15 protein-coding genes are annotated in these 15,022 nt (G+C 67.7%); 9 read left to right on the forward strand and 6 right to left on the reverse strand.

What is annotated here, in order from left to right; genetic code table 11:
- Nucleotides 1–125 precede the first annotated feature (125 nt).
- Nucleotides 126–2,417 carry a DUF1214 domain-containing protein gene (locus E0T84_RS25845; RefSeq protein ID WP_138745911.1) on the forward strand — a complete coding sequence of 764 codons (2,292 nt, stop codon included), beginning with the start codon at nt 126–128 and terminating at the stop codon, nt 2,415–2,417.
- A gap of 6 nt (nt 2,418–2,423) precedes the next feature.
- Here the strand turns inward: E0T84_RS25845 and E0T84_RS25850 are convergent, their stop codons facing one another.
- The 4 genes from E0T84_RS25850 to E0T84_RS25865 are packed head-to-tail and all read right to left on the reverse strand — an operon-like array spanning nt 2,424 to nt 6,232.
- On the reverse strand, nt 2,424–3,239 hold the full coding sequence (locus E0T84_RS25850) for an HAD-IIA family hydrolase (protein ID WP_070185189.1): 816 nt from the start codon (nt 3,237–3,239) through the stop codon (nt 2,424–2,426).
- A 25-nt stretch (nt 3,240–3,264) separates the two neighbouring features.
- Nucleotides 3,265–4,749: a PH domain-containing protein gene (locus tag E0T84_RS25855; protein ID WP_070185188.1), complete on the reverse strand. Its 1,485-nt coding sequence runs from the start codon at nt 4,747–4,749 to the stop codon at nt 3,265–3,267.
- A complete protein-coding gene (locus E0T84_RS25860; protein WP_070185187.1) occupies nt 4,746–5,240 on the reverse strand; it encodes a PH domain-containing protein in 495 nt (164 codons plus the stop codon). Before E0T84_RS25860 ends, E0T84_RS25855 begins: the two co-directional genes overlap by 4 nt.
- Nucleotides 5,237–6,232, reverse strand: coding sequence for an HAD family phosphatase (locus tag E0T84_RS25865; protein ID WP_070185186.1), 996 nt, complete (start codon nt 6,230–6,232; stop codon nt 5,237–5,239). Before E0T84_RS25865 ends, E0T84_RS25860 begins: the two co-directional genes overlap by 4 nt.
- 64 nt (nt 6,233–6,296) lie before the next feature.
- Here E0T84_RS25865 and E0T84_RS25870 point away from each other — a divergent pair, with 64 nt between their 5' ends.
- The 5 genes from E0T84_RS25870 to E0T84_RS25890 are packed head-to-tail and all read left to right on the forward strand — an operon-like array spanning nt 6,297 to nt 12,250.
- Nucleotides 6,297–7,220: an SDR family NAD(P)-dependent oxidoreductase gene (locus E0T84_RS25870; RefSeq protein WP_070185185.1), complete on the forward strand. Its 924-nt coding sequence runs from the start codon at nt 6,297–6,299 to the stop codon at nt 7,218–7,220.
- Nucleotides 7,221–7,222: 2 nt separating this feature from the next.
- Nucleotides 7,223–8,419, forward strand: coding sequence for a gephyrin-like molybdotransferase Glp (gene glp, locus E0T84_RS25875; protein WP_070185184.1), 1,197 nt, complete (start codon nt 7,223–7,225; stop codon nt 8,417–8,419).
- A gap of 39 nt (nt 8,420–8,458) precedes the next feature.
- Nucleotides 8,459–9,157, forward strand: a complete 699-nt coding sequence (locus E0T84_RS25880) for a phosphatidylserine decarboxylase (protein ID WP_070185183.1) — start codon at nt 8,459–8,461, stop codon at nt 9,155–9,157.
- A complete protein-coding gene (gene pssA / locus E0T84_RS25885; protein WP_070185182.1) occupies nt 9,154–10,035 on the forward strand; it encodes a CDP-diacylglycerol--serine O-phosphatidyltransferase in 882 nt (293 codons plus the stop codon). The genes E0T84_RS25880 and pssA overlap by 4 nt, the downstream gene beginning before the upstream one ends.
- A 1-nt stretch (nt 10,036) precedes the next feature.
- Nucleotides 10,037–12,250 carry an AAA family ATPase gene (locus E0T84_RS25890; RefSeq protein ID WP_138745912.1) on the forward strand — a complete coding sequence of 738 codons (2,214 nt, stop codon included), beginning with the start codon at nt 10,037–10,039 and terminating at the stop codon, nt 12,248–12,250.
- Between the two features lie 48 nt (nt 12,251–12,298).
- Here the strand turns inward: E0T84_RS25890 and E0T84_RS25895 are convergent, their stop codons facing one another.
- Together E0T84_RS25895 and E0T84_RS25900 are read right to left on the reverse strand one after the other, a co-directional pair.
- On the reverse strand, nt 12,299–12,754 hold the full coding sequence (locus E0T84_RS25895; RefSeq protein WP_110764898.1) for an SRPBCC family protein: 456 nt from the start codon (nt 12,752–12,754) through the stop codon (nt 12,299–12,301).
- A gap of 112 nt (nt 12,755–12,866) precedes the next feature.
- Nucleotides 12,867–13,448: a TetR/AcrR family transcriptional regulator gene (locus tag E0T84_RS25900; RefSeq protein WP_070185179.1), complete on the reverse strand. Its 582-nt coding sequence runs from the start codon at nt 13,446–13,448 to the stop codon at nt 12,867–12,869.
- Between the two features lie 21 nt (nt 13,449–13,469).
- Between E0T84_RS25900 and E0T84_RS25905 the strand changes: the two genes are divergently transcribed.
- The 3 genes from E0T84_RS25905 (at nt 13,470) to E0T84_RS25915 (ending at nt 14,861) form a co-directional block, all read left to right on the forward strand.
- The gene (locus tag E0T84_RS25905; protein ID WP_070185178.1) at nt 13,470–13,859 is read left to right on the forward strand and encodes a hypothetical protein; all 390 of its coding nucleotides are present in this window, start codon (nt 13,470–13,472) and stop codon (nt 13,857–13,859) included.
- Nucleotides 13,856–14,350 (forward strand): hypothetical protein, encoded by a 495-nt coding sequence (locus tag E0T84_RS25910; protein ID WP_070185177.1) that lies wholly within the window; start codon nt 13,856–13,858, stop codon nt 14,348–14,350. Before E0T84_RS25905 ends, E0T84_RS25910 begins: the two co-directional genes overlap by 4 nt.
- A gap of 61 nt (nt 14,351–14,411) precedes the next feature.
- Nucleotides 14,412–14,861, forward strand: a complete 450-nt coding sequence (locus E0T84_RS25915; RefSeq protein WP_070185176.1) for a DUF1707 domain-containing protein — start codon at nt 14,412–14,414, stop codon at nt 14,859–14,861.
- The last annotated feature ends 161 nt before the right edge of the window (nt 14,862–15,022 follow it).

Raw genomic sequence — 15,022 nt, forward strand, 5'->3', positions numbered from 1 at the left:
CGCCGAGCACGTCGTCAGCGGCTGAATAGATTCAGAGTCCGCCAAACTCACCCGCGACCGAACTGCAACTTGTTACAGTCGGCCAATTGCGTTCTGCAGCAGTCAGAACAGTTGGGGGAGGCGACATGACGACGACGTCCGCTACCGCTGGCGGGGCACGATTCATCGGACGGGTGGGGGCGCTGGCCGTAGCCCTGGGGATCGGGGTGGCGGTTGCCAACGGCACCCCTGTCGCATCCGCGCAGACCGGTGGTTCGGATTCGTCGGACACTTCGTCCAGAGCCGGCAGCAGCCCGAAATCAGTGGGCTCCGCATCCAAGCGCGGCCCCCGCAAACCGTCGTTGTCGGGCCCGGACAAGCTGGCCAAACGGGTCACCGAGGTGACCGCCAAGGTGGAGTCCGCCTTCGGCAACTCGAAGGCCGGCACACATCGAACCTTTACCGGGTCGATCACACCGACTGCGCGGAAAGCCAAGGAAGACAAGGAAGACAAGGACAGTAAGGACAGTAAGGACTCCGCCAAGCCCAGCGCCGTGTCCGACACCGTCGAGACCGCCGTCGGCAAACTGCGGCAGTCGGTTTCGCGTGCCGCCGCCAAGACCACGGACGCCTCCCCGAGTCAGCAGGCCGTGCTCGACAACCGGCCCGCGGCCGGCACCGAAGCCGACACCGCCGCCGCTCCGCTCGAAACGCTCACGGTCGTCACCAAGACGGTGGCCAAAGACGTTGCCGAACATCTGATCCCGGCGTCAACGCCCCGTAGCCAGGCACCGGCGGCGCAGCCCATACCGCACATGGTGGCGGCGGTGACGGAGCGGCTCAAGCCACTCATCCCGGACACGCCGGTGAATCCGGTCCAGGACCTCGGGCTGGCGGCGCTGCTGGGCTGGTCGCGCCGTGACGGGCAACAGGGCACATCGGTCAATCTGTTCGGACGAAGCTGGGAAGGCCAGCAGACCGAAAGCGTCGTCACCACTTCGGAGGTGACCGACGAGGCGACCGACGAGGCGACGAGCATCCTCGCCACCGAGGATCAGCTCGCCGCCGAGCAGCAGGTCAGCGAGATCGTCAACACGCCAATCGTCCAGGTGGCCAAGCTGGTCCTGATGGCGGCCTGGTACGTGGAGGCGGCCAAGAACTTCTCCGCTGTCGGCGGCCCCGACTGGACCAACCTGTCACAGCTCAACGAGGCCGCCACCGAGTTCGCCAATCAGTCGGCGACGGAGTTCCTGCTGCTCAACTCCAACGATCCGAAGCTGCTGCTGCAGGTCAACCCGCCGCACAGCTGGAACGGGCAGGACGCCGGCGGTACCCGGATCTGGTACGACAACCCCGACACGGTCTATCGATTCACCGGGATCAATGGTGCGTCGACTTACAAGATCGACGGGACGATCGAGGGTTACGATCCGGATGATCCGAGCACGCACCCCACCTCCGCGAACACCAATTTCAGTGTGCTGACGGGTATCAACGGTGTGACAGCGGCGAACCTCGACGGTGAGCAGCTGAGTATCCGCGACGACGGGACGTTCACCATCGTGGTGAGCCCCGATGCCGCGCCGGCCAACCCTGAACAGGGCATGAACTACGTTCAGGCCCCGGCCAACTCGACCATCCTCGCCACGCGAAACACCTTGGGCGACTGGAATACCGAGACGCCGATGAGGCTGACCATCGAGAAGACCGCCGGGCCGCCCAGTAGCTTGTTCAGCCAGATCGGCGGGTTCGCCATCCCGGGTATCGGCGAGACGGTGGTGAAGAACCCGCTCCTGCTCTCGCTCGTGTCGATCATTCCGGCGTTCGACAAGGCACCGCTGCTGGTGTCGTCCACCGAGACCGCCATCTTGATGTTGGTCACCGGGATCAGCGGTGAGAACACCTACATGTCGGTGGCCACCGGCGCCACCGGCGAACCCAACACGCTGTCTCAGCCGCAGCACAACGCCCAGTTCCTCTCCACGCAGTTGCAGAGCGCCGGCTACTTCCAGCTCAAAGACGACGAGGCGATGATCATCACCGTCGATCCCGCTGATGCCGAGTACTTCGTGGTGCCGGTGACCAACGACTGGACCATCACCAACGACACCCGCAATCAGCAGACCAGCTTGAACAACAGTCAGGCGGTCAAGAACGCCGACGGCACGTACACCATCGTGGTGTCGAAAAACGATCCGGGCGTGGCCAATTGGGTGTCGACCGGCGGGCTGAATCAGGGCACCATCTCGATGCGTTTCCAGGGTGTCGATCCCGATGCCGAGAACATGCCGGCGGTGACGACGCAGGTGGTGAATGTTTCGGAGGTCAAGGACATCTTGGCCAACGACCCCAACACCACGGCCGACCAGTTGACCTACGACCGCGCGCAGCAGATCGCCGATCGCCAGGCCGGGTACGACCGCCGCTACACGGTGTAGCCGGGGCTACAGCCCCAACAGTTCGGGAAGGTCTGCGACCGAGTCGATCACGAAATTGGGCTGCATCGCGAATTCGTCTGCGGCCCAACGATCCAACGTGGCCTGGCGGAACTTCCCGGTGCGCACCAGCACCCCGGCCATCCCCACCACCTGGGCGGCCAGGACGTCGTTGTTCAGGTCGTCGCCGATCATGTACATCTCTTCGGGGTCGACGCCGAGCCGGTTGGCCGCTGCCAGGAATCCTTCCGGAGCGGGTTTGCCGACGGCGGTGGCCCTGCGCCCCGAGGTCTCCTCCATGCCGGCCAGATACATGCCGGTATCCACCCGCAACCCGTCGGTGGTGGTCCACGCGGTGCTGCGATGCATGGCCACCACCGGCACACCCTGTGCCATCCAGTCGTAGACCCAGCTCAGCGTGAGGTGGTTGTACTCCGGACCGGCCCCGCCGAGCAGCACCACGTCCGGGGTGTCGGGGGCGGCCGGTCCGGCGAAGTCGCTGGAGTAGACGATGTCGACGCCGGGCATGTCCTCACCGATCTGCCCGCTGTTGACCAGGAAACATCGGGCACCGGGATAGCGGTCGCGCACATATTCGGCGGTCAGCGCCGCGGCGGTGATGACTTCGTCGGCGGCGACGTCCATGCCGGCCTCGGTCAGCAGGTCGGCGATCTGCGCACGGGTGCGGGTGGTGGTGTTGGTCAGGTAGGACCGGGCGATCTCGTTGTCGGCCAGTACCCGCAGTGTCTGGGCCGCCCCGTCGATGGGTTGCCAGGAGGTCACCAGCACACCATCGATGTCGAACAGCACTCCACCGATAGCCATGCAGCGACAGTAAACGCCCTCGAATTCAGCGCAACTCGGGGCCTTCCGGCCCGGTTGCCCACGCGTTGTCGGCCACCCACGCGGTGGCGGCCGCTGCCACCGACCAGGCCTGTTCGGCCGGCACGTCGAGCACCTGGTAGCGCTTCTCCCCTGCCGCCGTCGCGGCGATCAAGGTGGCCACTCCGGCGCGACGCTGGAAAAACGTCTGCCGCACCGTCCATCCGATGATGCCGGCGGTGTCCAGGTGATCCCGGCGGCGCTCCAGGCTTCCGGCGCGGGCCACCAGCCAGCCGTCGCGCACCAGATGCCCCAGGGACCGGGCCCGGTCGGCCGCCATCAGGCAGGCGCACCCCAGCAACAGCGCCCACAGCACCCACACCCACACCGGCACGCCCACCAGCGCCAGCGCCACACCGGCCAGCACCGGCAGGGCCACGGCACGGGTCCAGCGCCGCCGCACCGCCGCCGGTCCGTGGGCCTGCAGCGGGGCCTCTACGGCCTCCGGATCGTCGATCAATTCGGCCAGCACGGTCCGGGCGGTGACCGCCGGGCACGGCGGTAGCAGAAGGGAGGCCTCGCCCTCACCGCCGATACCGGTCATCACCGCGTCCAGGCGCGCGCCGCCGAACGCGCGGACCAGTAGCGGCTCACGCAAGGTGCCGCCGCGCATCCGCCGCATGTCGTAGGTGTGCTCACGTAGCCGCAGCAGCCCGTGCTGCAGGTGCAGCACTCCGTTCTTTCCGGGAATGTCTCTGCGGGTCAGTACCAAGTTTCCGTAGGTGAGCAGGGACCGCAGCACCGAGAGCGTCACCGAGGCCATCACGATCACCACGGCGCCGGCCACCACACTGACCAGCACGCCCAGCCGTTCGGCGACCACGATCCCATAGTGCGCCAGCGGTGCCCGCAGTGCCGCACCCGCACCGGCTTGGTAGATCACGCCGGCCGCGGCGGCGATCATGGCCAGGCCGGTGAAACTCAGCGGGCTGTAGCGCAGCCAGGACGGTTGCCAGCGGGCCAGTTGGCGGCCTGCCGGCGCATCGGCGGCCGGTTCGGCGTCGGCCAGCAGGATCGCGCGCAGCCTGGGCACCTGCTGCGCCTCGACCGCATCGAGCGCAAACTCGGTGTCTCCCTTGGCTTCCTGCCCGGTGCTGATCTTCAACACGGTCAACCCGAGCATCCGGTGCAGCAGCCGGGCGTCGGTGGATACCGACCGGATCCGGTTGCGCGGCACCGCGAGCACCTTGCGCTGCAGCAACCCGGTGCGCAGTTGCACCTCGTCGGGTTCGATGCGGTAGCTGGTGGTGAACCACCGTGCCAGACCCACGGCGACGGTCAGGCCTATCGCCGCGATGGTCCACCCCTGGTTGCCGGTCGCCGAGCCGAGCACCACCGCGCCGATCAGCAGCGGTATCTGTTGCAGGACTTCATGGACCGGGTGGACCAGCAGCATGCGGGGGCTCAGCCGCTGCCACTGCCGGTCGGTGGGCGGCCCGGCCGGTGTGGTCACGTGGCGTCCTGCTCGCCGATCGCCGCGATATCGGTCAGCTGCGCCACCACCTGCTCGGCGACATAGTCGTCGAGTGCCACGATCCGCACGGCCCCGGCCGAGGACGCCGTCGTCACCGTCACGTTGGCCAGCCCGAAGAGCCGGTCCAGCGGCCCTCGGTAGGTGTCCACGGTCTGCACCCGGGAGATCGGCGCGATGCGCCGCTCCTGCACCAGCCAACCGGTGCGGGTGTACACCGCGGGCGTTCCGGATCCGACGTTGATGTCCCACCGGTGCACGCGGTACCGCCACATCGGGACCACCACGATGAACATCACCGCACCCAGGACGGTGACGGCCGCAGCGGCACCGTGCAGCCACGGCATCCGGGGATCGATTGCCAGCCAGATCAACTGGGCCAGGATCAGCGCCGCCCACGGGATGGCTGCGCTCAGCGCCCAGACCAGTGGCGCCTTGGCGCTGGGCGGGTGGGCCGGATCAACCAACTTCACTGGGCGAACACCGTCTTCCAGTCGTTCTTCATGTCCACGACGGCCCAGCCGTTGGGGCCGGCCGCCTGCAGCGCGCTGACCAGTTTTCCGGACGACGGCGGGTGGGCGTCATAGGCGTACTCGCGGTCGGCGTCGGTGTGGTGGACCAGTACACCGAGGCTGGGGCGTGGGTTGTCGATCGTGGTGTACTCCAGCATCGCCTGGTCACCATCGCTGTTGCCGACCGCCAGGATCGGGCGACGGCCGATGAACTCGTGAATCCCCGACGGCTTGCCGGTCTTGTCGTCGACGAACACGTAGTCCAGGGTCTTGACGAGCACTGGCTTACCATCGCGCAGTTCGTATTTCGTGGTGCCGGTGGAGCCGACGACCTGCTCGGGCGGGATACCGTACACCCGCTGCGAGAACACCCGCATGAAATCCGCTCCGCCACCGGAAACGATGAAGGTACGGAAACCATTGTCCCGCAGGTATTTCAGAAGCTGTTGCTGTGGCTCATAGGTCAGTTGGTCGTAGGGCTTGTCGAATCGGGGATGACGCGCGGTCGCCATCCAGTCGGTCACCCGTTGGTTGAACTCGTCGGTGGTCATCCCGGTGTGGGTGAGCGCCAGCACACGCAGCAGCCCCTCATGCCGGTCACCGGCGAGCAGGGCCGCGACATCGCCCTGCAGCGCCGCCTGCACCATCGGGTCGGCGGCCAGCGCCGGCTCTTGCGGTGCCCGGCGTTTGAGCTCGTCGATGACGAACGCCGCCTGGAACGGTAGCGGCGCTTCGGCCCACAACGTGCCGTCGTTGTCGAATACCGCGATGCGCTCCTGCGGCGCGACGAAATCCGGCGTGTCCGCGGAGGTGACCCGCGCGACGAACTCGGTGATGGAATTCTTCGCCGCTGCGTCGTTCCACTCGGACAACGGATCTGCGGCCGAGTCGTTCGAGGAACAGCCGGCCAGACACAGCAGCACGGTGAGCACGACTGCCTGCAGTTTGCGCATGACTCCCACCCTGCTATGGCTCCGGGGTGCCGTCCAGCACCCGCGTTCCGTATGTTCAACACTCATGAGCGCCAATTCCAAGTGGACAGAGGCCGACGTCCCCGATCAGTCCGGCCGGATCGCGATCGTCACCGGCTCCAACACCGGTCTGGGATACGAGACCGCGCGTGTGCTCGCCGCCAGGGGCGCGCACGTCGTCGTCGCGGTACGCAACCTGGACAAGGGCCGCCAGGCCGTCGACCGGATCACCGCCGCGGCGCCGAAGGCGGACCTCAAGCTGCAGCAGCTGGATGTGGGTTCGCTGGATTCGGTCCGCACCGCGGCCGACGAACTCAAGGCCGCCTATCCGCGGATCGACCTGCTGATCAACAACGCCGGCGTGATGTACCCGCCCAAGCAGACCACCGTCGACGGCTTCGAGCTGCAGTTCGGCACCAACCATCTGGGTGCGTTCGCGCTGACCGGTCTGCTGCTCGATCACCTGCTGCCGGTCGACGGGTCACGCGTCGTCGCGGTGGCCAGCGTCGCGCACCGCATCCAGGCCGCCATCCACTTCGATGACCTGCAGTGGGAGCGCAGCTACAACCGCGTCGCCGCCTACGGTCAGTCCAAGCTGTCGAACCTGCTGTTCACCTACGAGCTGCAGCGCCGCCTGGCCGCCAAGGACGAGCCGACCATCGCGGTCGCCGCCCATCCCGGAGTTTCGGCCACCGAGCTCACCCGCCACATCCCCGGCGCCGGGCTGCCCGGTGTCGACCAGGTCACCGCCTTGCTCGTCAACAGCGCGCAGAAGGGCGCTTTGGCCACGCTGCGCGCGGCCACCGATCCCGAGGTTCGCGGCGGTCAGTACTACGGACCGGACGGATTCCGGGAAGTCCGCGGCTACCCGGAGCTCGTGTCCTCCAGCAAGCAGTCGCACGACCAAGAATTGCAGCGCCGGCTGTGGGCGGTTTCCGAGGAGCTCACCGGCGTCACCTTCCCGGTGTGACCATGCGGACGGTCGAAGAACACCAGTTGGTGGTCGCCGGGCTGATCAAAGCCCGGCCACCACAAGATCTTCCGTTGAACGACACGCTCGGGTTGGTGCTGGCCGCCGACGTGGTGGCCCCGCTGTCCCTACCGGGTTTCGACAACTCGGCGATGGATGGCTATGCCGTCGTCGCCGACGATGTCGCGTCCGCCACCGAGGACACCCCGGTGCGGCTGCCGGTGGCCGAGGACATCCCGGCCGGCCGCACCGACCTGCTGACGCTGCAGCCCGGCACCGCGCACCGGATCATGACCGGGGCACCGTTGCCGTCCGGCGCCACCGCGGTGGTCCCGGTCGAGGCCACCGATGCGGCGACGGACACCGTGACGATCCGCGCGGCGGCCCGGGGCGGCCAGCACATCCGCCGGGCCGGTGAGGACGTCACCGCCGGCACCACAGTGCTGCACGCCGGTCAGGTGATCACCCCCGCCACGCTCGGCCTGGCTGCCGCGTTGGGGCTGGCCACTCTGCCCGTGCTGCCGCCGCAACGGGTGATGGTGATGTCCACCGGCACCGAGTTGGTGGCTCCCGGCGCAGAGCTGCAGCCGGGGCAGATCTATGAGTCGAATGCGGTGATGCTGGCCGCCGCGGCCCGCGACGCCGGCGCCCAGGCCACCATCGCCCCGATGTCCGCCGACGACGTCGACGCCTTCCGCGCCGCCCTGGCGGAGCACGCCGGCGATGCGGATCTGATCATCACCACCGGCGGCGTCAGTGCGGGTGCGTACGAGGTGGTCAAGGACTCATTGTCGGATCAGGTGGAGTTCGTGAAGGTGGCGATGCAGCCCGGTATGCCCCAGGGCGCGGGCACCGTCAACGGAGTCCCGATCATCACATTGCCCGGCAATCCGGTGAGTGCGCTCGTGTCGTTCGAGGTGTTCGTCCGTTCGCCGCTGCGTGCCGCGATGGGCCTGGCCGAACCGGACCGGCCGCGGCGCACCGCACAGCTGAGCGAGGATCTGACGTCGCCGCGCGGAAAGCGGCAGTTCCGGCGGGGTGTGCTGACCGGGGATTCGGTGAGCAGCTACGGTCCCCCGGCTTCGCATCATCTGCGCTGGCTCGCCTCGGCGAACTGCCTGTTGGAGATCGCCGAGGACACCACCGAACTTGCGGCCGGGTCGGCTGTTCCGGTGTGGGACCTCAGCCGGCAATCCTGACGCGCAATCCTGACACCCCGCGCACGTAGAATCCTCCCGATGGCCAGACGCCCCGATCTCCAGTCCGGACCAGAACGCCTTGTGGCGCTGGTGCGATCCAGTGTTCCGCCGATGCACTCGGCGGGCCTCCCGTTCGTCGGCGCCAGCCTCGCCGTCGCGGCCCTTGGCCGCAAGCGGCGCTGGGTGCGCCGGGCCGGCCTGCTGGCTGCCGGGGCGAACGCGGCGTTCTTCCGGCACCCGCCGCGGGTGGCACCGACCCGCCCCGGGGTGGTGGTCGCCCCGGCCGACGGGCTGGTGTGTCTGATCGAGGACGCTGACCCGCCCGCGGAGCTGGGCCTGCCCGCCACCCCGCGGCCGCGGATCAGCATTTTCCTGTCAGTGCTCGACGCACATGTGCAGCGGGCCCCGATCGGCGGTGACGTGGTGGCCGTGCAGCACCGACCCGGACGCTTCCACTCCGCTGAGCTCGAAGCCGCAAGCGAGGACAACGAACGCAACAGCGTGGTCATCCGTACTCCCGAGGGGGTTGAGGTGATCGCCGTGCAGATCGCCGGGCTGATCGCCCGCCGCATCGTGTGCGACGCGCACGTCGGCGACAAGCTCGACATCGGCGAGACGTACGGGCTGATCCGCTACGGCTCCCGGCTGGACACCTACCTGCCCGCTGGTTCGAAAGTGCTCGTCACCCGGGGCCAGCGGACGCTGGCCGGAGAGACCGTCCTGGCGGAGTTGCCATGATCAAACCGCGTGTGAGGCCGCCTTCGTTGATCAGGGGCCGCATGAAACCGCCGCCGTTCAGCGTGCGGATGCTGCCGAGCGCGATGACGGTGGCCGCGATCTGCCTGGGTCTGTCGTCGGTCAAGATGGCGCTCGACGGCCGGCCTACCGAGTCGATGGCATTTCTGGCCGTCGCGGCGATCCTCGATGCGCTCGACGGCCGGGTGGCCCGGATGCTCAATGCCACCTCCAAGATGGGCGAGGAGATCGACTCGCTGGCCGACGCGGTGAATTTCGGTGTGGCACCGGCATTCATCGTGTACGGCACGCTGCTGTCGCACTCGCGGATCGGTTGGATCGTGGTGCTGCTGTACGCGGTGTGCATCGTGTTGCGGCTGGCCCGCTTCAACGCCCTGCTCGACGTGGATCAGCCCGCGTACGAGAAGGAGTACTTCGTCGGAATGCCCGCGCCGGCCGGTGCCATCGGCGCGATCGGTCTGCTGGCCGCCAAGATGCAGTTCGGCGAAGGCTGGTGGACCAGCGAGTGGGCGGTGTCGATCTGGATGATCGGCGTCTCGCTGCTCGTGGTGAGCCGGATCCCCATGCGCAAGATCCACACCTTCTCGGTGTCGCCGAACATGGTGGCGCCGTTGCTGGCGCTGGTCGCGATCGGCGTGGCAGCGTCGGTGTTCTACGGCTACATCGTGATCATGGTGATCATCGTGGCCTACGTGATCCACATACCGTTCGCTATCCGCACCAAGAAGTGGGTGGCCAGCCACCCCGAATCCTGGGACGACAAACCGCAACAGCGCCGCGCCGCCCGGCGTGCGATTCGCCGGGCACAGCCGCACCGGCGGTCGATGGCGCGGCTCGGGCTGAGAAAGCCGGGCCGCTGACATGTCGCAGCTCGAGGTCGACGAGGATCACGCGCTCGGGCATCTGCGCCTGACGGCACGTCTGAACACTTCGGCACTCGACTCGCGTCGCGGTGTGGTCCGGTTGCATCCGGAGGCCATCGCAGCGCTGGGACTGCGCGAATGGGACGCGGTTTCGTTGACCGGTTCCCGCACCACGGCCGCTGTCGTCGGGGTCGCCCCCAGCGGTACGCCGACCGGAACGGCCCTGCTCGATGACGTCACGCTGTCCAATGCGGGGGTGCGCGAAACCGCCACGGTGATCGTGGCGCCGGTGACGGTGTACGGGGCCCGGGCGGTCACGGTGAGCGGGTCGAAGCTGGCGACCGACTCGATTTCGTCGGCGACGCTGCGGCAAGCCCTGCTGGGCAAGGTGATGACGGTCGGAGACACCGTGTCACTGCTGCCCCGGGATCTGGGGCCGGGCACGTCGACATCGGCGGCCACCGCGGCGCTGGCGTCTTCGGTGGGCATCACCTGGACCTCGGAGCTGCTGACGGTGACCGGGGTCGATCCGGCCGGGCCGGTGAGCATTCAGCCGAATTCGGTGGTGTCGTGGGGGGCGGGGTTGGAGCCGAGCCGGTCGGATTCCACCGGCGCGCACACGATCAGCCCCGCACGCACGGAGCCGGCGGTGAGCTTCGACGATCTCAAGGGCTCCCATGTCCAGGCCGGCAAGCTGACCGAGTGGCTCAAACTGTCACTCGACGAGCCTGAGCTTCTCGAAACCCTCGGCGCCGCCCCGAATCTCGGAGTTATGATCTCGGGGCCTGCCGGCGTCGGCAAGGCCACCATGGTCCGGACGGTGTGCGCCGAGCGGCGGTTGGTGGAACTCGACGGGCCGGAAGTGGGTGCGCTGGCCGCCGATGACCGGCTGGGCCGGGTGTCCGACGCGGTCGCCACGGTGCGTGACGGCGGCGGGGTGTTGCTGATCTCCGACGTCGACGCCTTGTTACCGGCGACTGCCGCCGACCGGACACCCGAACCTGTTGCGGCCCTGATCATTGCCGAGCTGCGGGAGGCCGTGGCCACTCGCGGCGTGGCGTTCGTCGCCACCTCGGCCATTCCCATCGGGGTAGACCCCCGGCTCCGGGCCCCGGATCTGTGTGACCGTGAGCTCGCCCTGACCCTGCCGGATGCCACCACCCGCAAGTCGCTGTTGGAGGTGCTGCTGCGCGGCGTGCCCTCCGCCGAGCTGAATCTCGGCGAGATCGCCGACCGTACACCGGGTTTCGTGGTGGCTGACCTGGCCGCACTGGTCCGGGAGGGTGCGCTGCGGGCCGCATCACGGGCCAGCGCCGACGGCAATGAGCCGGTGCTGTGGCAGGAAGACCTCACCGGGGCCCTGACGGTGATCCGTCCGTTGTCGCGGTCGGCGGCCGAGGAGGTGTCGGTCGGCTCGGTGACCCTCGACGATGTCGGCGACATGGTCGAGACCAAACAGGCCCTCACCGAAGCGGTGTTGTGGCCGCTGCAGCACCCCGAGACGTTCCAGCGGCTCGGCGTCCAGCCGCCGCGCGGTGTGCTGCTGTACGGCCCGCCCGGGTGCGGCAAGACCTTCTTGGTGCGGGCCCTGGCAAGTTCCGGACGGCTGTCCGTGCATGCCGTCAAAGGTGCTGAGCTGATGGACAAGTGGGTCGGCTCCTCCGAGAAAGCCGTGCGTGAGCTGTTCGCGCGGGCGCGTGACTCGGCTCCGTCACTGGTGTTCCTCGATGAGATCGATGCGTTGGCCCCGCGCCGCGGGCAGAGCTTCGACTCCGGGGTGACCGATCGCGTGGTGGCCTCCCTGCTCACCGAACTCGACGGCATCGAACCGATGAACGACGTCGTCGTGCTGGGCGCGACCAACCGCCCCGACCTCATCGACCCCGCATTGCTGCGACCGGGCCGGTTGGAGAAGTTGGTGTTCGTCGAGCCGCCCGACTCCGAGGCGCGACGCGAAATCCTGCGTACCGCAGGAAAATCCATTCCGCTGGCCTCCGACGTCGATCTCGACGGTCTGGCTTCCGAGTTGGACGGCTACAGCGCGGCCGATTGCGTGGCCTTGCTGCGGGAGGCCGCGCTGACGGCGATGCGCCGATCCATCGACGCCGCCGACGTCACTGCGGCCGACGTCGCCAAGGCGCGTGAGACCGTGCGGCCGTCACTGGATGCGGCGCAGGTGGAATCGTTGCGGGAGTTCGCGGCCGGGCGCTGAGGTTCGCAGCCACGGGGTTTCCCCAAGCCGCGTTGGCCGGCCCCGTTCCTAAGTCTCAGCGATAGCCGCCAACCGGTCGATGGATTCTTGCAGCTTGTCCGCGGTGGTCGCCCGTGCGCGGACCAGCCGTTTCTCGTCGGTGAGCTGCGTCCAGTCATAGGTGTGGCTGACCCGGGTGCGGTTGTCGCCCAACGGTTCCAGCTCCCAGCGCCACAGGTGACCGGGCGGCTCCTTGCCAACTTCGGATGGCCGCCACGCGATCCGCCGGCCTTCTTCGAACTCCACGATGTGGTTCTCGCGGTTTCCGCCTTGCTTGATCGTCATGGTGAATACGTCTCCAACCGCGCGCACCCGCTGCCCGGAGGGCGCCTCGGCCAGGTTCGCGTTGCCGTCCCACCGCGGTTGCTGCGATGGGTCGGCGATGAGTTCGAAGATGACCTCCACCGGTGCGGCGATCTCGCGACTGGTTGAGACAACCCGTGATGCTTCGGTCTCGGATTCCACCCCCATGACGATACCGCCCGGTGCACTGTGGTGAGTGTGCAGCTTGTTGACACGAAATGCCTTGAAACACCGCCAAGAAGCTGTGCGCTCGTCACTGCGTCCGGCACAGACGTCACCGAACCAACAACTTCCGGATCGCGTCGGCCAGGTCCTCCTCCATCCAGTCCGGCAACTCGGCATCGTTGGCATGTCGGCGCACGACGGCGTAGGGCAGGTCGACGACGGCGCGTGACATGGCGTCCATCGTGCGGGCGCCGTCGTCACCGAAAATCCCCAGGGCCAACTCACGTAGCCGCTCGACCAGTGGGGTGTTCATCTCCGTCAGCGTCGCGGTGAACTCCGCGTCCGGCGCCCCGTCGAGCAGGTCGCTGGGCCGGATGGTCAGCAGCAGGCGAGCATCTGCGGGACCCGCACGCGCGAACTCCACGGCAGCCACGCCCATGGCGACCGCCGCCTCCAGCGGAGAGTCGCCCGTCGCCGCCATGGCCCGGGACTGAAACCGCTCCAGCGCCCGCAGCCAGGCCGCCGTCAACACGCCGTTTCGATTGCCGAACCGGTGATACAGCGTGCCCGCCGGGGCTCCGCTGACCTTGGCGATCGCCGCGACGCTTGCCGCCCTGGGGCCTTCGGCAAGCACCAGCGCCCGCGTCGCGTCCAAGATCGCGTCGGTCTCATGCTTCCGCGGAGGTGCCATGATCTAGTACATTCCTTCTATATGGAACGTTTACCCTATATCGATGAGCATGCCATAACCGTCGACGCCGACGTTGCTACGACATGGGCCGCGGTTCTGCGGGCAATGTGCGGTGATCCCGCCGAGCCGCGCGCACCCTTCGGTTTCAAAATCGGCGAGTGCACGCCGCGTCAGCGCCTGGTCCTCAAGGGTCGCCACCCGTTCTCGATCTACGAATGGGTCTTCGAACTGGACGATCTGGGTCCGCACCGCACCCGGGTGCGATCACAGACCTGGGCAGCCTTCCCGGGCCTGCACGGAAAGATCTACCGCACCCTGGTTATCAGCTCGGGCGCTCATGTGGTGGCGGTGCGCCAGACCCTGAAACGCATTGCGGGACAACTGCGCCCGCGTCCGGATGTACTGACGTGATCCTGAATTGGGGCGCCACGGCCCAGGAGCAGCGCGCCACCCTGCCGTGCGACGCTCTGCTCGCCGGTTCCGCGCTGTCGGCGGACAGGGCGATCAGTATCGACGCACCCACGTCGACCGTGTTCGGCTGGCTCTGCCAGTTGCGCGTCGCGCCCTATAGCTACGACCTGATCGACAACTTCGGCCGCCGCAGCCCACACACCCGAGATCCGGCACTGGCACAGCTGAGCACCGGCCAGCGATTCATGCAGATTTTCACGCTGCGCTCATTCAGCGAAGACGAGCATGTGACGGTGCAGTCTGGGCAGGTCGCCGTCACCTATGCCGTCCACGGCAGCGCCGGCGGCACCCGGCTGCACGTGCGGGTGCGCTTCGGCGGCCCGCGGGTCGTCGGATGGGCGCTGGCCTTGGGCGACGTGGTGATGATGCGCAAACAGCTGATCACCCTGCGCGACCTCGCGGAACGAGAAGCGGCCACAACCAAATCTTGACACTGCCAAGTTCCGGTGGGATAGTTCAACTAGTCACTGACTAGATTCACGGGAGTTGACGATGGCCGACACCGCCTTACACACCGTTGAAACCGCCCGCGCCGGCGACCGGGAGCGCGAACGCACCGCCAACGACCTCGGCCAGGCCCTCACCCAGGGCTACCTGGCCATGCCCGAGTACGAGGATCGGCTGCAGTCGGCCTTCCGGGCGCAGACCACCGGCGAGTTGCACCGCCTCGTCGCCGACTTACCCGTCAACCGTCTCCGGCGCAACGATCCCCGACGCCATGCCGCCCAACAGCGGGCCGCGCGCTTGAGCGTCACGATCCACCTCGCGGCCTACGTCGCCGGCTCTCTGCTCATGCTCGGCATCTGGCTGGCGGTGGGACTCGGCGGTGGCGGCTGGTACTTCTGGCCGGTCTGGCCGGTAATGGGTTGGGGCATCGGCGTAGCGTCACATGCCATTCCGATCTGGGCTCACGGTTCGATGAGCCCGGCCCGGCTCTCATAACGGCGCCCCGGCCTGGGTGTAGGTCTGGCTGCGGCACTTCTGCGGGCGGTGCTCAATCGCGCGAGAGTGACGCAGTGGTCGCCCTCATGGCGAATTCACAACAATTGCGTCACTCTCGCGGCGGGAAACGGCCCACGTAGAATGCCACTAATCAGTACATA

Source organism: Mycobacterium sp. DBP42 (assembly GCF_005924235.1).
Lineage (GTDB): Bacteria > Actinomycetota > Actinomycetes > Mycobacteriales > Mycobacteriaceae > Mycobacterium > Mycobacterium syngnathidarum.